At 70.1% G+C, this 13,882-nt stretch carries 15 protein-coding genes; 2 read left to right on the forward strand and 13 right to left on the reverse strand.

What is annotated here, in order from left to right:
* Positions 1-24: 24 nt before the first annotated feature.
* From ACFZDA_RS08835 to ACFZDA_RS08895, 13 genes are all read right to left on the reverse strand, one after another.
* Positions 25-1,701 carry an asparaginase domain-containing protein gene (locus tag ACFZDA_RS08835; RefSeq protein WP_391077102.1) on the reverse strand — a complete coding sequence of 559 codons (1,677 nt, stop codon included), beginning with the start codon at positions 1,699-1,701 and terminating at the stop codon, positions 25-27.
* Positions 1,698-2,183, reverse strand: a complete 486-nt coding sequence (locus tag ACFZDA_RS08840; protein WP_391077104.1) for a DUF488 family protein — start codon at positions 2,181-2,183, stop codon at positions 1,698-1,700. Before ACFZDA_RS08840 ends, ACFZDA_RS08835 begins: the two co-directional genes overlap by 4 nt.
* 81 nt (positions 2,184-2,264) lie before the next feature.
* On the reverse strand, positions 2,265-3,275 hold the full coding sequence (locus ACFZDA_RS08845) for a methyltransferase (RefSeq protein ID WP_391077107.1): 1,011 nt from the start codon (positions 3,273-3,275) through the stop codon (positions 2,265-2,267).
* Positions 3,276-3,318: 43 nt separating this feature from the next.
* Positions 3,319-3,684: a DUF4186 family protein gene (locus ACFZDA_RS08850; RefSeq protein ID WP_391077109.1), complete on the reverse strand. Its 366-nt coding sequence runs from the start codon at positions 3,682-3,684 to the stop codon at positions 3,319-3,321.
* Positions 3,685-3,724: 40 nt separating this feature from the next.
* Positions 3,725-4,138, reverse strand: a complete 414-nt coding sequence (locus ACFZDA_RS08855; protein WP_391077112.1) for a VOC family protein — start codon at positions 4,136-4,138, stop codon at positions 3,725-3,727.
* A gap of 43 nt (positions 4,139-4,181) precedes the next feature.
* A complete protein-coding gene (locus ACFZDA_RS08860; protein ID WP_391077115.1) occupies positions 4,182-4,673 on the reverse strand; it encodes a PhzA/PhzB family protein in 492 nt (163 codons plus the stop codon).
* Between the two features lie 77 nt (positions 4,674-4,750).
* Positions 4,751-6,607, reverse strand: a complete 1,857-nt coding sequence (asnB, locus tag ACFZDA_RS08865) for an asparagine synthase (glutamine-hydrolyzing) (RefSeq protein WP_391077117.1) — start codon at positions 6,605-6,607, stop codon at positions 4,751-4,753.
* Positions 6,608-6,650: 43 nt separating this feature from the next.
* Positions 6,651-7,271, reverse strand: a complete 621-nt coding sequence (gene phzG, locus ACFZDA_RS08870; RefSeq protein WP_391077120.1) for a phenazine biosynthesis FMN-dependent oxidase PhzG — start codon at positions 7,269-7,271, stop codon at positions 6,651-6,653.
* Complete coding sequence (locus tag ACFZDA_RS08875) at positions 7,268-7,615, reverse strand: hypothetical protein (RefSeq protein ID WP_391077123.1); 348 nt, start codon at positions 7,613-7,615, stop codon at positions 7,268-7,270. The genes phzG and ACFZDA_RS08875 overlap by 4 nt, the downstream gene beginning before the upstream one ends.
* Entirely contained in the window at positions 7,612-9,516 is a 1,905-nt protein-coding gene (locus ACFZDA_RS08880; protein ID WP_391077125.1) for a chorismate-binding protein, read from the reverse strand. The genes ACFZDA_RS08875 and ACFZDA_RS08880 overlap by 4 nt, the downstream gene beginning before the upstream one ends.
* Positions 9,513-10,136: an isochorismatase family protein gene (locus ACFZDA_RS08885; RefSeq protein ID WP_391077128.1), complete on the reverse strand. Its 624-nt coding sequence runs from the start codon at positions 10,134-10,136 to the stop codon at positions 9,513-9,515. The genes ACFZDA_RS08880 and ACFZDA_RS08885 overlap by 4 nt, the downstream gene beginning before the upstream one ends.
* Positions 10,124-11,332 carry a 3-deoxy-7-phosphoheptulonate synthase gene (locus tag ACFZDA_RS08890; RefSeq protein WP_391077131.1) on the reverse strand — a complete coding sequence of 403 codons (1,209 nt, stop codon included), beginning with the start codon at positions 11,330-11,332 and terminating at the stop codon, positions 10,124-10,126. Before ACFZDA_RS08890 ends, ACFZDA_RS08885 begins: the two co-directional genes overlap by 13 nt.
* Before the next feature lie 56 nt (positions 11,333-11,388).
* Positions 11,389-11,982, reverse strand: a complete 594-nt coding sequence (locus ACFZDA_RS08895) for a YybH family protein (protein ID WP_391077134.1) — start codon at positions 11,980-11,982, stop codon at positions 11,389-11,391.
* 460 nt (positions 11,983-12,442) lie between these two features.
* Between ACFZDA_RS08895 and ACFZDA_RS08900 the strand changes: the two genes are divergently transcribed.
* Both ACFZDA_RS08900 and ACFZDA_RS08905 read left to right on the forward strand, forming a co-directional pair.
* The gene (locus tag ACFZDA_RS08900) at positions 12,443-13,132 is read left to right on the forward strand and encodes a helix-turn-helix domain-containing protein (protein ID WP_391077137.1); all 690 of its coding nucleotides are present in this window, start codon (positions 12,443-12,445) and stop codon (positions 13,130-13,132) included.
* Between the two features lie 88 nt (positions 13,133-13,220).
* Positions 13,221-13,862, forward strand: coding sequence for a hypothetical protein (locus tag ACFZDA_RS08905; RefSeq protein ID WP_391077140.1), 642 nt, complete (start codon positions 13,221-13,223; stop codon positions 13,860-13,862).
* Positions 13,863-13,882: the final 20 nt, after the last annotated feature.

A 13,882-nucleotide genomic window follows, 5' to 3' on the forward strand; every position in this document is an offset into this window, starting at 1 on the left:
CCGTTCTCGAAGGGGTTTTCCGGGTCAGTGGGTGTCGAACAGGGCCTGGTACTGGCCGACCGCCTTCTCGGTGGCCGCGCGCTCGTCGGGGGTCGGGGCGAAGGGGTTCGCGGCTGGGGGCAGGGCACCGAACTTGAGCAGTGCGGCCATGAGGAGGAAGCGCGCCTTGGTGGCCGTGAGGTTGTTGCCCGAGATGAACGTCGGGTCGGTGCGGTACGCCATGCCTCCGGTGTTGCCGCGGCCCGTGCGGACCACGGGCATGCCGGCGAAGACGGCGACGCTCAGCGCCGCGTTCCTCGTCGGGTCGGCCATCCCGAACGGCGACATGCCTTCGCACACGAAACCGGACAGGGGCGCGCCTGCGAGGTTGGCGTCGATCCGGGCGAGGATCTCGACCTCCTCCTCGTCGACGGGCGGGTCGTCGGTGCCGGTTCCCGTCGCCGCGTACCGGCTGTACTTGGTGATCGAGACGTGCGGCACGGCGGTGGGGACCAGTCCCCCGGCGTCCTTCGTCCCGACATCGACCGACAACACGCCCGAGCCCAGGCTCCCGGCGACGCCGGCCACCCGCTCGGGGAGCACGGTGAGGCGCACTTCCGAGCGGTGGGTGTGCTTGCGGGCGGGAAGGTAGGTGAGCTGCGGGGGGCCGTAGCCGCCGAGGTCGGCGACTATTCCGCCGTGGCCGCCGGTGACCTCGTAGCCGCCCGGCCGGGCGTCGACCTTGGTCACGTCCCGGGCCGAGTAGACGAGCTCGTCGACGATCACGCAGGCACCGACGCGGTCCTCGCCCCGTTCGTCCAGGGCGACGCCGGACGCGATGAACTTCACGCCGTCCACCACGTTGCGGTCCCCGTCCGCGCTCAGGGACTGGTGACGGCGCTGCGCCGCGTGTCCGACGAGCGGCACCTTCGTGTCGACCAGCAGCCCGAGCCAGTACAGGGTCTCGTCGACCGTCGGGCTCCCCTCGAGCCACTGGACGCCGGCGAACTCGCCCGTGGCCAGGACGGACTGGACCTGGTTGGTCGCCCGGGCGAGGTCCGCCAGACCGGGCTCGCTCTGCAGGTGGTACGGGTAGTAGACGAAGAAGTCCTGCCCGAGGCGCTCGGATTCGGGACCCGTGGTGTACCCGCCGGACGGAGCGGCGCGGAAGAACTCGAAGTCGGCGACGGACCCCAGCTCGACGGGGGTGCCGTAGTCGCCCAGGCCGAACCGCTCGATCTCCTCGTAGAGGCGGCGGGCGTCGGGGTAGAACGTCTGCCGGGCCGCTCCGGGTGGTGCGTACGGCGCGGTCGAGGTCTCCTCCCACGCGGATCCGTCCGCCTGCCTCCCCATGTAGGGGAGGGGGTAGAGACCGTCGGCGGGGTCGAGTTCGACGACGTACACCGGTGTGGCGTCGTCGGACGGCTGCTCGGCGTGGAACGTGCCGTCCTCGTCGAGCCAGCCGTCCGGCGGGGCGTACAGGCCGGCCGCGTCCCGTTCGAGCGGGTGCGCGCTGAACGCCTCGACGTACAACGTCACGGGCGCCGCGAGCCGTTGGGGACGCAGGGTGTCGAACCGGGAGGGGCACAGCGGCAGCCCGTGGCGTGCGCGGGCCTTGTTCGACGTGACCAGGTCCGGTGTGTTCAGGATCGTCGCCGTCGGTCCGGCGAACACCGCGATCCTCGGTCGCGGCGTGCCGGGCCCGGGAAGGTCATCGGTCACAGGGGCCTCAGGTGCTCGATGGTGATGTGGTGTTCCTCGGCCAGCCGCTGGGCGACCAGCGACCGGTGGCACGCCTCGGGGTCGCGCTCGACGCAGAACAGCGACGCGATGCCGTCGCTCGGCAGGGCCGCCACGAGCGGATCGAGGTCGGCCGGGTCGAGGATCTCGGCCGTGTAGCGGCGGGTGTACTCGGCGGCGAGTTCGCGGCGGGAGCGCTTGCCGACCCCCTGGCGGTCGTCCTCGGCGTACTGGAGGTGACGCAGTTCGGTGGTCGGGGCGAGTTCGCGGTGGTGCCGGTAGGCGATCCGGGCCCCGGCGAGGGCCGCCTGCAGCCGGAGTGAGTTCGCCCAGGCGTAGTCGGGTCCGCGCACTCCGCGGCGCTGACGTACGTCGATCAGCAGGCGCACGTCGGCCTGCCGTAGTCGTTCCAGGAAGGAATCGCCGTCGAAGCCGTAGACGCCGATCGTTGCCAACTTGAGCACCGAGGTCTCCTGTTCGCGCTGGTGCGCGTGCTCCACCCGGGTGGCTTCACCCGGGTACGTTCTCTGCGTGTCTGCCTGCCGTCAGGGGGTGTGCGGTGCGGCGATCAGGGCGGTCGTCTCCATGGGCAGCTCCGCGGTCCCGGTGATCTCCAGGCCGGCGCGGTCCAGCAGGTGTGTGATCCGGTCGAGGGTGCGGTGTTCGCCGCCCGTCGTCACCAGGAGGTGCAGGTCCCACAGGGCGGGCAGCACGGTGGAGTTCTCGTCCTCGACGAACCGGTCGAGGATCAGCAGCCGCGAGGAGGAGTCCGCCATGGCGCGGCGGCAGTGCTCGAAGACACCGACGACGGCTTCGTCGTCGTGGCCGGCCAGCACCCGGCAGAGGATGTAGACGTCCCCGCCCGCCGGGACGCCCTGGAACATGTCGCCCCCGACCAGCTCGGCCCGGTCCAGGCCGACGGTGGCGGACAGGTGTTCGCGCGCCTTGGGCATCATGTGCTCGCGGTCGAAGAGCGTGCCCTCGGCGTCCGGCGTGGCGCCGAGGATCGTGGCGAGCAGGTGCCCGCCGCCGCCACCGACGTCCACGACCTTCTTGCCGGAGAAGTCGAAGACCCCGGGCACCTGGTGGAAGAACATGCTCGCGGCGTTCATGGTGAGCTGGAACCGGCGGGCGGTGGCCGGGTCCTGACCCAGGTACTCGTAGAGCGACCGGCCGTAGGCGACTTCGAATCCCGAGCTCCGCGTGCTGACGGCGTGGTGGGCGTGCCCCCACGCGGCGTAGAACTCCTCGCCGTACAGCAGGCACATGTCGCTCAGGGACTGGGGGCCTTCGAGGAGGGCGGCGCTCACCCGGGTACCGCGGTAGCCGGTGGAGTCGCCGCCCTCGAATATGCCCATCGCCACCAGCAGGCGCATAAGACGGTGAACGCCCTGCTCGTCCGCCCCGGTCGCCTTGGCCAGTTCGGCGTCGGTGGCACGGCCGGCCTCGATGTGGTCGGGCAGTCCCAGTTTGACCGCGGTGTAGAGCGCCTGAGCCCGCCATCCTCCGGTGATGATGTCGACCACGTCCCGAGTGGCCTGCACGTCGACTGTCATGGAGTCCTCACCTCACGCTTGCTGACACGACTTGACTTGCCTCTTACGGTGAAGCCTCGTACTGCCGCGCGATCCACCGGCAGATCACCTCCACGACGTAGGCCCGCTCGGCGTCGTCGAGCGCGTGGCCGGCGGGGATGCCGTGCCAGCGCGCGAGGCAGGTACGGCAGCACGTCGCGGTGGCGTGCTGGGCGACGAAGACGGGATGCCCCCGGAAGGGCGTCTGACGGCCGTCGTTGCGCGGTTCGGCCGGCGCCAGCCTGCGACCGATCAGATCCTCGGCGTGCTTGCGGACGGTCGTGATCCCGCGCAGGTCGACCACCGCGCGGTCCCTTCCGCGCAGCCGGAACTTCGCGCGGAAGGGGTGCCGCCCGATCCGGTCCAACCGGTCGTCCAAAGCGTCGGTCATCGCCTCCCGGCTCCCTCGAACCCCGTGGCCCCGCGGGTGATCAGGCCTGCTGCCCGGTGATGTTGAACATCCAGGTGATCCCGAACCTGTCCACGAGCGTGCCGGCCTCGTCGCCCCAGATCTGCTTCCTGAGGGGCAGCGACACGGTGCCGCCCACGGACAGCTTCTCGAAGTACTCGCGCAGGCCCGCGTCGTCGCCGCCGAGGTAGAGCGCGACGTTGGTGCCCGGGTTGAAGGGGACCCGCTCGGGGACGTCCCACGCCATCACCGTGAAGCCGTCCGCGGTGACGAGTGTGGCGTGCATGATCTTGTCGGGGTGGTCGGGCGACTCCGGCGAGCCGAAGTCGCCGAACGTGCCCAGCTCCAGCTTGCCGCCGAGGACGTCGTGGTAGAACTCCATCGCCTGCCGGGCGTTCCCGTCGAAGGCGATGTACGGGTTGAGCCGCGATCCCACCTGATGCTCCTTGCTGTCAGTGCGAACGAGTGGTGGGAGGTCCCTAGGTGGGGATCCCGCCGCGATTGATCTTCGGCACCTCGATGCCCAGCGCGCGCAGCTGCTGGAACGGGTTCATGAACTCGCGCTGCTGCTTGATCTTGCCGTCTTCGAGCAGGAACGAGTGGATGAAGTGGTTCCGGTAGTAGCCGGGCGGATAGGCCGGGTAGAGGATCTGCCCCTCCCCGTCACACTCGACCCAGAACCTGTTGGGGTCCTGTGTCTCGAAGATCTCGACGTTCTTCCATTCCCAGTCGGGGAACATGCGCAGCGACCACTCGCCGTGCGCCTTCAGCTTCTCGTGTCCCCGGGAGTTGATCGGTTCGCCGGTGTCGCTGGTGTACAGGCCGGCGCTGCCGTCCTCGGTGAAGAGCAGGTAGCGCGTCAGCCGGTTCTCGCCCTTGCGGCTCATGTAGTCCGCGACGACGGCACGGTGCCGGGCGCGCAGTTCGAGGTCGGCGTCGAGCCCCTTGGACTGAGTGTCTTCCGTTCCCATCTCGTATTCCTCACTCCGTGTGCCGGGTGTGCCGGGTGTGCCGGGGGTGGACGTTGACGTGAGGTGCCCGGCCGCGTTCAGAGCCGCAGTTCGGGCCGGTAGATGTCCAGCCAGGTGCTCAGGTCGAGCACGCGCTCCATGCCGTTGCGGACGTCGATCGGCATGGTGGCCGAGTCACGCCGCGTGATGTCCTCCAGCCAGCTGCGGTCGACCAGGTCGAAGACCGGGTCGTCGGTCGTGAGCAGCTCTTTGGACTGCTGCAGCAGCGCGCTGGTGTACTGCGGGTCCAGCGTGGCGGGGTAGGGAGCCTTCACCCGGTCCAGCACCGACTGGGGCAGCAGGTCCGCGGTCGCGGCCCGCAGCAGGCTCTTCTCCCTGCCGTCGAAGGTCTTGAGCGACCACGGGGTGTTGTAGACGTACTCGACGAGGCGGTGGTCGCAGAAGGGGACCCGGACCTCCAGCCCGACGGCCATGCTGATCCGGTCCTTGCGCTCCAGGAGCATCCGGACGAAGCGCGTCAGGTGCAGGTAGCACATCACCCGCATCCGCATCTCCTGGTCGCTCTCGCCCTCGGCCCGCTCGACCTCGCCGACCGCGTCGGAGTACCGGTCGCGGATGTAGGCGGGCAGGTCGAGGGCGGCGGTGATGTCGGCGTTGAACCGGTCGGACACCTGGGCCCGCGCGCCGCTGACGAAGACGGCCATCCAGGGGAAGGTCTGCGCGGCCTGGACCTCCGGCTGGTGGAACCACCTGTACCCGCCGAAGACCTCGTCGGCGGACTCCCCGGACAGGGCGACCGTGGACTGCTCCCGGATGGCCTGGAACAGCAGGTAGAGCGAGTTGTCCATGTCACCGAGGCTGAGCGGACTGTCCCGCGCGGTGATGACGGCCCGGCGCACCGCCGGGTCGGCGATCGAGGCGTGGTCGAGCACGATGGACTCGTGCTGGGAGCCGACGTGCGCGGCCACCTCCAGCGCGTACGGGGCGTCCGTCGTGCCCCGCAGTTCGTCGGCGACGAAGTCGTTCTCCCGTCCGACGAAGTCCACGGCGAAGCTGCGCACCTTCTCGCCGGGCTCGCCGTGCTCCCCGGGCCGGCCCAGCTTGGCGGCGGCCAGCGCGGTGATCACGCTGGAGTCCAGACCGCCGGAGAGCAGGGTGCAGCGCGGGACGTCGGAGACCAGCTGGCGGCTGACGATGTCCTCGAGCAGGTCGCGCACGGTGGCGACGGTGGTCTTCTGGTCGTCGGTGTGGGGCCGGGTGGGCAGCGTCCAGTAGCGGCGCTCGCGCAGACCGGAGCGGTCGACGGTGACCAGGCCGCCCGGGACCACCTCGTTCATCCCGCACCACACGGCACTGCCCGGCGTCTGGGTGAAGCTGACCAGCTCCCGCAGTCCGGCGAGGTCGACGGCGCGGTCCGCCAGCGGGTTGGCGAGGATCGCCTTCGGCTCGGAGCCGAAGATCACCCCGTCGTCGGTGCCGGCGTAGTAGAGCGGCTTGACGCCCATCCGGTCGCGGATCATCACGAGCTTCTCGGCCCGGGAGTCCCAGACGGCGAACGCGAACATGCCGTTGAGCCGTTCGGCGACCGCTTCGCCCCACTCCAGGTAGCCGTGGAGCACGACCTCGGTGTCGCTGCGGGTCTGGAAACGATGGCCCCGACGACGTAACTCGTCCCTGAGTTCGGTGTAGTTGTAGACCTCACCTGTGTACGTGATCGTCACCGGGCCGTCGTCGGTGGGCACCACCATGGGCTGGGTGCCGCCTTCGAGGTCGATGACCGCCAGCCTTCGATGGCCGATCGCCGCATGCCGGTCCAGCCAGACGCCGCGGGCGTCCGGTCCGCGGCAGGCCATGGTCTGCGTCATCGCGTCCAGCTGCGCGCGCTGCAGCGTCAGATCCCGGTCGAACGAGACCCAGCCCGTCATTCCACACATCGACTTGCCTTTCTTCCTGTCGAGTCCACGATCCAGAGCACGGTCAGGGTTGGAGCCGGTCCGCACGCCAGCCGGAACCGTCGCGCTCGTAACGCAGCCTCCGGTGCAACCGGTCCTCCGGGTCGGACTGCCAGAACTCCACCGACGCCGGCTCCAGCAGATAGCCCAGCCAACGCTCCGGGCGGGGCAGCGCCGAGCCGTCCCGGCCCAGTTCCCGGGCCTGCTCGCGCAGCGCGTCCTCGTCCAGCAGCGGTGCGCTCTGGTGCGCCGCCACCGACATCGGGTGCGTGCTGACGGGCCGGGCCGCCCACAGGGCCTCGGACTCCTCGTCGGGCAGCGGACCGGCCGGACCGCTCACGCTCACCTGGCGGCCGGCCTCGCGCCAGTAGAACACCCCGGACGCCCAGCCCGTCTCGGCCAGGTCCCGGCCCTTGCGGCTGTCGGAGTGGCTGGCGAACACCAGACCCGTCGCACGGATCTTCAGAACCTGGACGATCCGGTTGGAGGCGTGGCCGCGGGCGTCGACGGTGGCCAGTGCCAGCGCGCCCGGCTCGCGGACGGCGTCCGCGACGGCGCTGTCGAACCAGGCCTGGAGCAGCTCCATCGGTTCGGCGGGCGGGGCGGTGAACTCCTCGGCGGTCCGGGGCTTCGTCGATGCGCTCACGATGACGTCCCGCTCGTCTCGAAGGCCAGTCCGCGCTCGACCAGCCGGCCGGAGTGGACACCTTCGACGATGGCCTCGACGTCGGTCATCATCCGCACGGTGGGCGGGTATCCGATGAGCTCGGTGGCCCGGTTCGGCGGCAGGGGTGCCGTCAGGTCGGCATCGGGATCCCACAGCATCACCGCGCCCCAGCGGTTGGTCTCCCGGTCGGAGATCCAGAACTTCAACCGCATTCCGCGGACCTCCGTCCACGGATCCACGCCCTCGTCGCGCAGGTAGACGCGCAAGGAGTCGATGGTCTGGCCGGACCCGGTCAGGTCCCACCAGGAGATGGTGGCTTTCATACGTTCACTACCTCCGCGGTCTCCATCAGCGGTACGAGCAGGTCGGCCAGGAGGCGCTCGCTGTCCTGGGTGAGCACGGACTCCAGGTGGAACTGCACCGAGCCGAAGTGCGGCCCGCGCAGGGCGTGCACCTCGCCCGTGCCGGCGTCGAGGCAGACCTTCACCTCGCCGACACCGGGGCACTGGAGCCGGTCGGCTCGCGTGCGGGCCGAGTAGGAGTTGTAGAAGCCCACGCGTTCGCGCGAGCCGAACAGGTCGATCTCGCGCTGGGTGCCCTGGTTCGGGACGTCGCGGCGCCGCAGTTCGAGCCCGAGGTGCCGGCAGAGCAGCTGATGGCTCAGGCAGACGGCCAGGAAGGGGATGCGCCGGGACAGCAACTCCTCGATGGCCCGGCTCATCTCGGCCATCCTGGGGTGGTCGGTCTCCCGCGGGTCGCCGGGCCCGGGGCCCATGACGACGAGGTCGTGGTCGTCGAAGCGGTGGTCCGCGTCGAAACCGCTGAGCTCCACGGTCAGGCCGATGGCGCGCAACTGGTGGGCCAGCATCGCGCTGAAGGTGTCCTCGGCGTCGACGACCAGCGCCCGGCGGCCGTCCAGCACCGGATGGGGCTGCGCGCGCTTCTCGGCCTCGCTGAGCCAGAAGTTCGCGATCGTCTCGTTGCGCCTTCCCAGCGCCTCCTGGACCAGCGGATGTGCGCCGAGCCGCTCGCCGGCACCGAGCGCCGCGAGCACGCCCGCGGCCTTGGTACGGGTCTCGGCGACCTCGGCGTCGGGGTCGGAGTGCCGGACGAGGGTCGCGCCCACGCCGACCTCGACGTGTCCGGTGTCGTCGACGTCCGAGGTCCGGATGTCGGCGGTACGGATGAGGATGGCCGAGTCCAGGGTGCGCGCGCCGTCGGCGTCCCGGCCGATGAGGGCGGCGACGCCCCCGTAGTACCCGCGGCCGCGCGGCTCGTAGCGGGCGATCACCCGGCAGGCGTTCTCCAGCGGGCTGCCGGTCACGGTGGGGGCGAACATCGTCTCCCGCAGGATGTCCCGGGGATCGAGGTCGCTGCGCCCCTCGATGACGTACTCGGTGTGCGCGAGCCAGGCCATCTCCCGCAGGAACGGCCCCGACACGCGGCCGCCGCCCTGGCAGACCCGGGCCATCATCTTGAGTTCCTCGTCGAGGACCATGTACAGCTCGTCGGTCTCCTTGCCGTCGGTGAGGAACTCCATGACCTCCGACACGACCGGTCCTGAGGCCGGATAGCGGTAGGTGCCGCTGATCGGGGTCATCGCCGCGACGCCGTCGCGCAGGCTGACGTGGCGCTCCGGTGTGGCGCCGACGAAGGTGCGGGTGCCGGTGTGCACGAGGAAGGTCCAGTAGGCGCCGGTCTCCCGGGTGAGCAGCCGGCGGAACAGGCTCAGCGCGCTGCGCGTGGAGTATCCGGTGATGCTGGTGACGAAGGAGCGCTTGATGACGAAGTTCGAGCCCTCCCCGGTGCCTATCTCGTTGTCCAGCACCGCGCGCACGGTGTCGGCGTAGGCGTCGTCCTCGGTGTCGAAACGCCCACCGGTCAGGTTGATCGGCTCGTCCGGAAGGGATCTCAGTGCCTCGGAGGTGGCGATCTGCTCCTGGTCGGTCACCGACATCGCGAGCAGCGGTGAGCCGTCCGCGGCGGCGGCGAAGCCGCGCTCGGTGACCTGCTGGTGGGGCACCAGGACCAGCGCTTCCTGCCGGGGCCGGCCGGGCCGTCCGGTCCGGTCGGCCAGTGGGATGTCGGCGAGCCGGGCCGGGGTGCCGACCCGCCCCAGCAGGATCTCCACCCGGTCCGGGCCGAGGGTCTCGGGGCGGTGCAGGAGGGCGAAGGCGCCCGGATCGGGGCCCAGCACCTGGTCGAGCAGGCGCGGTGAGTTCATCGGAAGACCTCCTCGGTGGTGGTGACCACCGAGCAGCGGGCGGCCGCGTAGTCGAGGGCCAGCCGGTGGTACTCGGCGGAGAAGTCACCGACGGCGTCGGCGACCAGGAACGGCTGGATGTCGTTGGTGAACGCCTCCAGGGCCGTCACCAGCACCCCGACGTGGGCGTAGACGCCGCAGATGATCAGCTGGTCGCGGTTCTGGTCGCGCATCCGCGTCAGCAGGTCCGAGCGGAAGAACGCGCTGTAGCGCCACTTGGTGAGCACCTGGTCCGCCGGCCGGGGCGTGAGTTCCGAGGTGATCCGACGATCTACGGGGTCCACCCTCATGCCCGGACCCCAGAAGTCCTTCAGCAGGCCGCGTTCCTCCTCCGTCATGCCACCGGGTTGCGCGGTGTAGAACACCGGGACGCCGAGCGCGGCGCAGCGCTCCCGCAGCAGCACGCAGTGGCGCACCAGCGGATCGCGCACCGAGGAGGGGAACGGCGCGAGGAAATAGCGCTGCATGTCATGCACGAGCAGCGCGGCCCGGCGCGGGTCGGGGGTCCACCGCGCGGTGCTGGCGGGCAGTTCGGCCGCGGTCGGCAGGGGGTAGGCGGGAATCGGCGCTATGCCCGGCACGGTTCTCCCTCGGCCCGGTCCGTCATCACGTGCGTCTGCCAGGCCGAGACCACCGACACCGCCTGGCGGGGGTTGAGCCGCGGGTCGCACAACGTCGTGTAGTTCCGGCCGATCCGGTCGATGCCGTGCTGGGCGTCGACGCATTCGGTCACGTCGTCGGGCGTGGTCTCCAGATGTATCCCGCCCGGTGTTCCGCCGGCTGTGCGCACGGCGGCCTGGAACGCCGTGACCTCCCGGACGATCGTCTCCACGACCCGGGTCTTGCGTCCCTCAGCGGTGGTCAGGGTGTTGGCGTGCATGGGGTCGACCAGCCAGATCACCGGGTGTCCGGCGGCGCGCACGGCCCGGACCAACGGCGGCAGCACATCCATCGTCGCGTCAGCACCCATCCGGGCGATCAGGGTGAGCCGGCCCGGCTCCTGTCCGGGGTCGAGCCGCGCGCACAGCCCGAGCAGGTCGGTGACCGTCATCCGCGGCCCGACCTTGCACGCGACCGGGTTGACCACATCGGCCAGCAGCGCGACGTGGGCCCCGTCGAGCTGGCGGGTCCGCTCACCGATCCAGGGCCAGTGCGTGGAGGTGAGCGCGGCCCGGCCCTCCCGGTCCCGGCGCAGCATCGGGATCTCGTAGTCGAGCAGCAGGGCCTCGTGGCTGGTCCACACGGCCGGCTCGACGCGCGCCCGGGGTGTCGGGGCGAGGTTGGCCATGACCTGGCTCGCCGCCCGGTAGCCCGCCAGCAGGCGCCGGGGGTCGGGCCGCCGTGCTTCCGGAACCGGCTCCGGGCCGTTCACCATGTGCCCCCGGTACACCGGGAGTTCCACGCCACCGACCCATTCGGTGTGTGCCGACCGGGGTTTGGCGTACTGGCCGCCGATCCGGCCCGCCCGCACCACCGGCTGGTGGGTGATGGCGCCCATGACGCCGGCGAGCACGTCGAGGAGTGCCACTTTCCGCTCCACGTCGCGCGCGGCGCATTCCGCCGGATCCTCCGCGCAGTCACCCGCCTGCACCACCTGGGCCTGCCCGGCGGCGACGGTGGCGAGCAACCCCCGTAATCGGCCAAGCGATTCGGCCTCCACGAGCGGGGGAAGGGCCGCCAGCACCTCCCTGACCTGTTTGACCTGTGCCGGGTCCGCCCACTGAGGCTGTTGCCGGGCAACCGGGGCCCGCGAGACTTCGGGCGAGGTGACGTTCAAGTTTTTCTCCAGACCTCGAACATGTCGGCAACTCGCCGTCTGTGCATGACGCCCGGTCAGTGATGGGCCGATGTTGCGTTGCCGTGGGGCGGGTAAGGGTTGTCCTGGAGGTACAGCCACGTACCGTTCGGCTGCTCTTGCACGGTGTCGCAGAAATTCCCGGTGAATCGTGTGCGGGTACCGTCAGGCCCGGTCTGCTCCAGGGAATAGTCGCCCATTATGGAGGCCGTGCGGTTGCGTACCTTGTCGCCTGTGCGTTTCCCTCCCGCCAGCACGGTCTGGCGAGGGTTGACGGTGAGTACCGGATCGGACTTGAACCAGTCGACGTAGAACGCTCGTATTTCCTTGTGGCCCCTGATAACCGATCCGTCGTAATTGACGATCGCCGCTTCGGGCTCTTGGAGTGCGACGACTCCGTCCACGTCCTTGGCCTTGATCCGCTCGCCCAGGAGTTGCAGCAACTCGGCCGGCGTACGAGCGGCGTCCGGCATGCTCTTGGTATTCGCCGGGACAGCGGTGGCAGGCGACTTGCCCGCAGGCGCCGACGTATTCGCCATCTCGGTCTGGATGAAGGTGGGGCCTGCGATGCTCACGGCCGTAAACACAATGGCCGAGGTGGTGATGGACAGCGTGAGTTTGATTCTGGTCATGGCATCTCCCCCAAAATGGAGATGGCAGCAGGCTAAGAGAACGCCTCTGCGGCGTTGGTCCTCCCCAATGGCCCCCGTTTGCCATCCCGCCCCGTTGATGACGTCATGCAACATTCCGGAACTGACCTCTGTCAACCCTTCCGGAAATACGGATGATGCCGGTCCGCTATTCATCTGCCTCAGGTGTTGAAGCGGAATGCCGACTGCATTACGAAGACCTGCGGGTACGGATGTTTCCGGAGTGGGATCCGGCAGAAGCCCGCGAGACGGGCTGGAGTGGTCGGCAATCAGGAATTATTTATTCCGGGAGGCCGGAACGCTCAATTCGCGCCAGACGTGCGGTGGCGCCGGTGGATGCCCCTCCAGTGGCGTGAGTCACATCAGTCACATCAGGCGTGGCGTGGCGCACTCTTGCAAGCGGGTGCTTGCAATAGTTAGCGGGGTGCGGCACTGTGGAGTCATGGCATCCCTCAACGTCGGCAATCTCGGTGACTACCTGCGCGAACAGCGGCGCACCGCGCAGCTGTCGCTGCGGCAGCTCGCCGACGCCGCCGGGGTGTCCAATCCGTATCTGAGCCAGATCGAGCGCGGGCTGCGCAAGCCGAGCGCGGAGGTGCTGCAGCAGGTCGCCAAGGCCCTGCGGATCTCCGCCGAGACGCTGTACGTCCGGGCCGGCATCCTCGACGCCGAGCGGGACCGGGACGAGGTGGAGACGCGTGCCGTCATCCTCGCGGACCCGACGCTGAACGAGCGGCAGAAGCAGGTGCTGTTGCAGATCTACGAGTCCTTCCGCAAGGAGAACGGCTTCGGGACCGGCGACGGCTCCGCGGTCGTCGACCGCGTGGTCGCCGAGGACGCGGCGGACAGAGACGGAGACGGGCACTCCCCGGACGGCGGCACCGGGATACCTCGGACCCGCACGGCCGACGGCGGCCGGCCCGCCGAGCGCCGTACCCGCGACAGCGACGGCGGCGACGGCGGCCCGTCCGCGACGCCGTCGGCGACCCGCCGCACGCGGGGGGACGACGGCGGTACGTCACCGTCGCCCGCCCGTCGCACCCGCAAGACCACCGGCGGTACGTCCGCCGCCCGCCGGGCCCGCAAGACCACCGGCGGCAGCGACACCGACCCGCAGCAGACGGCCGGCTAGCCGGACCAGGGCACCGGCCGCACCGCTGCGGATCACACCACCCTCAGCCGAACCCCCAAGCGAAACAGAATCCGGGAGGACCATCACCATGGCCATCACCGACGACCTGCGCAAGACCCTCAGCGACCCGACGCCGCTCTACTTCGCCGCAGGCACCGCCGACCTCGCCCTTCAGCAGGCCAAGAAGGTGCCGGCCCTGGTGGAGCAGCTGCGCTCCGAGGCCCCCGCGCGGATCGACGCCGTACGCAACACCGACCCCAAGGCCGTTCAGGAGAAGGCCTCCACCCGCGTCAAGGAGACGCAGGAGACCCTCCAGACCAAGGTCACACAGTTCATCGGCTCGATCGACGTCGACGTCAAGAAGCTCGGCAGCACGATCGACGCGGACCTGAAGAAGATCGGCGAGACCGCCCAGGACTTCGCGCTGCGCGGGGTCGGCGTGGCCGCCGAGTACGCCGTCAAGGCCCGCGAGACCTACGAGAAGGTCGCCGAGCACGGCGAGCAGGCCGTGCGCACCTGGCGCGGCGAGGCCGCCGAGGGCATCGAGGACGTCGCCGAGGGCGTCGAGGAACTGGCCGTGGCCGTCGAGCCGAAGGCCCAGCCGGTCGAGGTCAAGGAGGAGCCGGCGAAGCCCGCCGCCGCCTCGGCCACCCCGGCGAAGAAGGCCCCTGCCAAGAAGGCCCCGGCGCGCAAGACCACCGCCAAGAAGACCACCCCGCCGGCCAAGTAGGACGGCGCGGGCGCACAGCG

It is taken from the genome of Streptomyces sp. NPDC007991, from assembly GCF_042958445.1.
In the GTDB taxonomy this organism is placed as follows: Bacteria; Actinomycetota; Actinomycetes; order Streptomycetales; family Streptomycetaceae; genus Streptomyces.